The 3,798-nt window shown below is 62.2% G+C and carries 1 protein-coding gene; it reads left to right on the top strand.

Features of this window, described 5'->3' with window-relative positions; genetic code table 11:
- Positions 1 to 953: 953 nt before the first annotated feature.
- The gene (locus VFW69_RS04110; protein WP_526498447.1) at positions 954 to 3,449 is read left to right on the top strand and encodes an alkaline phosphatase family protein; all 2,496 of its coding nucleotides are present in this window, start codon (positions 954 to 956) and stop codon (positions 3,447 to 3,449) included.
- Positions 3,450 to 3,798 lie beyond the last annotated feature (349 nt).

Below are 3,798 nucleotides of genomic sequence, written 5' to 3'. Positions count from 1 at the left end.
TCGCCGACCTCGCCAGCCAGGCCTCACCCGGCATCCAGCCACCACCCGCCACCAAGCGCCGCTCACGCCAGGCACCAGTCGTAACATCCAACCCAAGTTGACTCAACCGTTGAAATCCCTGCGGGGAAAGTTAACTTATGCGCTTACCCGTATATTGCTAACGGTTGCGGCGATTGTCAATTCAGCCCGGGCGTCCGTATAGTAGCGCGCCGCCGATTCAGCTCGGCAAAGAGTTGGCTTAGCAGCGTAGCGACCCACATGCAGATAGCCCGGCTGAGTGCGCGAGTCGGGCGGATTGCTCACGTCAGCAGATCAGCCGGTCGCGCTAGCCCAGAATGATGCCCTCCCAATGTCGGTCAGCAGCCTCTGCTGACGGCCGGCACAGCGCACAGCGCGTCAGTCATCAGAAAAACCTGCAACTTCCCTGTAAAAGATCTTTAGCCCGGATAGTGACCACCTTGATCACGCGCTACCAACAGGACCGAGGACCCTGGGCAACTCGACGGCAGAGGGCCGGGTAGACGGGTCGCTCTCGCGGCGTTTACGGAGCTGCTTGGCTTATCCTCCATCCCATCTCCACATGAGCTACATTCCGCCTCCATCGGGTTATGTTCATTTTAAAAGTTGTAATTGAACCGCTCAACTACCATTTTGCCCGGGGGGCCTTTATGCGCAATCAGGCGAGGCAAATACCCTTAATTGACACCGGTCTCACTGCTCGTGTAGAGCGATCATCAGGCTCTAGAAGTTCTATCGAACTCAGGGGCATAAAGGGTGTCAGCGTCCGGAGACGGCGGTAGGAGGGTTACCGCCTATGGAACGCGGCCGGGCGATGGAATTGTGGCAGATGGACGTGATAGGCCGTGTTCATCTGGCAAACGGGTGACGTGAGGCACGTAACAGTGCTGCCAATGTGCCAGTCTGAGTCACGGGCATAGCGCCGAGGAGGTTCCATGGCAGAGATTTTGGCCCGCAATGCCTCCAGCACCCGGTTGCTGGCCAGGAATGCCTTCCTGGAGCTCGTCTTCGACCCCGGCCCGGGCGGTGGCAATGTCATCGTGTCCGCCATCGTCCAGGATCCGAAATTCATCACCCGGGAGAAAGATCCGGAGACGGGCGCGACGCTGGTGACCCAGCAGGCGTCGGTGAAGATCACCGTCGTGTCACCGTCCGGGGTGGAAGTATTCGCCAAAGATGTCCCGCTGCTCCGGCCGAAGATCGATTCGCCGGCGGGGGGATTCCCGCTGGCGGCGCCGGTCGAAGCCGGCCAGTGGCGTTGCAGGGTCCGGAACACCGGACCCTCCGAGATCTCCTGCACGGCCAAACTCACATTCAGCGTCGACCCCCCGAATCTGATCCGGACCAAGATCGCCACCCGGATCCTCAACTCGGCGTTCTCCCAGGTAGTCGACGCCATCGGGCTGGGAGTCAGTATCGACAACGGCAACGGAACGGTGTCGGCAGACCGTGAGCTCTTCGCCCTCATGGGCGGTATAACTGCACCGGAGCTCACCTTCCCCGCGCCAGTCGGTAGCGACATCAATCTGGCCTCGCTGGGAGTCAAGGCAGTGAATGCCGGCGGCCGGCCGGCGCTCCTAGTGCTCATCGATTTCGAAACGGTCGGTGAAACGGAGATCTCGTACGGGGTGGACTTCGCCGATATCACCAAAGCCACAGTCGAAGTACTCGTCGTGCTGAACAGCGAAGGCGGCACCGACAGTATGCATATCAAGCCCACGGTGTCGTCCGTCACCCCAAAGGTCGGTCTCGACCTCACCGTCGCGGGCGAGGTCGCCGCCGGACTGCTCAGGGTCTTCGGGATCACGGTGGAGGGCGTGGTAGATAGCTTGCTTGACACCCTCAAGCGCACCGTGAACTCGTCGAAGTATCTCGGCCCGGTCGGCGAATACCTAACCGAGGCGTTCGTGCAGCTCGCCCAGCGCGGGCACAAGTTCCACCGCTTGGAAGTCAGCGGCTCGGACTTCGTCGTCGTGCACTTCGATCCAAAGGCCCCGCCCGGCAAGCCCGGCGGGGTAATCGACGACAGCCCGCGGCCAGCAGACCCGATCAACGAAGTCCTCCCACCAAGGCCCAAGCGCAGCACCGACTTCGTCGTCGGCCTCGAGCATCTCAACGAGATCGAGACGATCATCGTTCTAATGCAGGAAAACCGCAGCTTCGACCACATGCTCGGCTATCTGAGCCTCCCAGGCGGCAACCGCAAGAACGGGCAGCCGATCCAGGGCAAGATCGACGGCCTGGCCGGCTCCGAACGCAACGACGCACTGGGCGACAACACCACCGGTATCAACGCCCTCCCCGACACGCAGTTCCCCTTCTCGCCAGCGCACGAATTGGGCAACGTGCTCCGGCAGATCGATAACGGTAAAATGTCGGGCTTTCTGGCCGACTTCATGAAGCGCTACCAAGTCAGTGTGGCCGACACGAACCCGGGGCGCCACACCCCTCTCAGTCACTACACCGCCAGACTGTTGCCGGTTCACGACGCGCTGGCTCGCCGTCATCTGGTCTGTGATCGGTGGTTCGCGGCATTGCCCGGCGCCACCCAGCCGAACCGGTTCTGCACGCTCACGGGCTCGACGCCGGTGCTGGAGAATTTCCCGATATCGGATCCCGTCCTTGGCTACCTCCGGCAGCAGACGGTGTTCGACCGCCTCACAGAGGCCGGCATCGACGACTGGTGCTACTACGAGCATGACCTGGCGTTTCTGCGGTTCTACAACCGCTACCGGCTCGACAACCGGCGCGTTGTTCCCTTCGGCGCCAAACAGGACGGCTTCGCCGCCCGGGCCAAGGCCGGAACCCTTCCACGGGTGGTGTTCATCGACCCCAACTTTGTCGACGTGCCGCCGGTGCGCACCGCGAACGATGACCACCCGCCGGCTGACGTGGCGTTCGGCCAGGCCATGCTCGCCTTCGTGCATGACACCCTGCTCGGGTCGCCGCAGTGGGCGAAGTCGATGCTGATCGTGACGTACGACGAGCACGGTGGCTTCTTTGACCACGTGCCGCCGCCGGGCACTGCTGCCTCGCCCGCGGTGATACCGCGGGTGCACCAGAACGGACCGCAGTGCCTGGGTGTCCGGGTCCCCACCTTCGTGGTATCGCCGATGGTGCCGGCCGGGGCCGTGTCGCATGTACGGTTCGACCACACTTCAATCGCCTGGACGATCCTGTTGCGGTTCCTGGGCTCGAACGCCACACCGATGTCGGAGCGGATGGCCAGGAGCAACCACCTCGGCATGGTCCTGGACCCCGCCATACGCAAAAACACCAAGCCGATTGGACCGCAGCCGAGACCGAAACGACCGCCGCGCGACAAGGTGCCGCCCGGCGGGTCGATACCAATCCTCTTCGGCCAGCCAGACCTGAGCCGGGACTTCCACGAGGCAGTCCGATCGTTCGGCCGGCCGATCATCAAAGCATAAGCAGCGTGCAACTTGGCAGCCATCACGCTGACACCACCCACCGGCACATCCTTGGTGCGTAGCCGCGCGCCGACATCATGCCATCCAGTGCAATGCAACACGTAATAGGAATTGATAGGAAACCGTACGGGTCCATCTCACGGAGATTTGTCCAGGTCTATCCGCTCGTCAGCTGGTCTGGTAGTGCCGTCGGCGTCGATTCCCCTAATGCAACGTTCCTCTTTGAGTAGTTAAATCGAGGCACGGAAAGATCAGCCGACTCCCTGGAGGCGAGTTCCGTGCCGAAGTACTTAAGAGCGCGTGCGCCGCACGACGACGGCGAAGCCAGGAAGATCCGCAGGCTCGCAGG

The organism is Mycobacterium sp. (assembly GCF_036273375.1).
GTDB lineage: Bacteria > Actinomycetota > Actinomycetes > Mycobacteriales > Mycobacteriaceae > Mycobacterium.
This window is presented reverse-complemented; position numbering and strand designations above follow the sequence as displayed.

Excerpts from the sequence above, each read along its gene's own strand:
- VFW69_RS04110 (WP_526498447.1), top strand. The coding sequence starts at position 954 with ATGGCAGAGATTTTGGCCCGCAATGCCTCCAGCACCCGGTTGCTGGCC.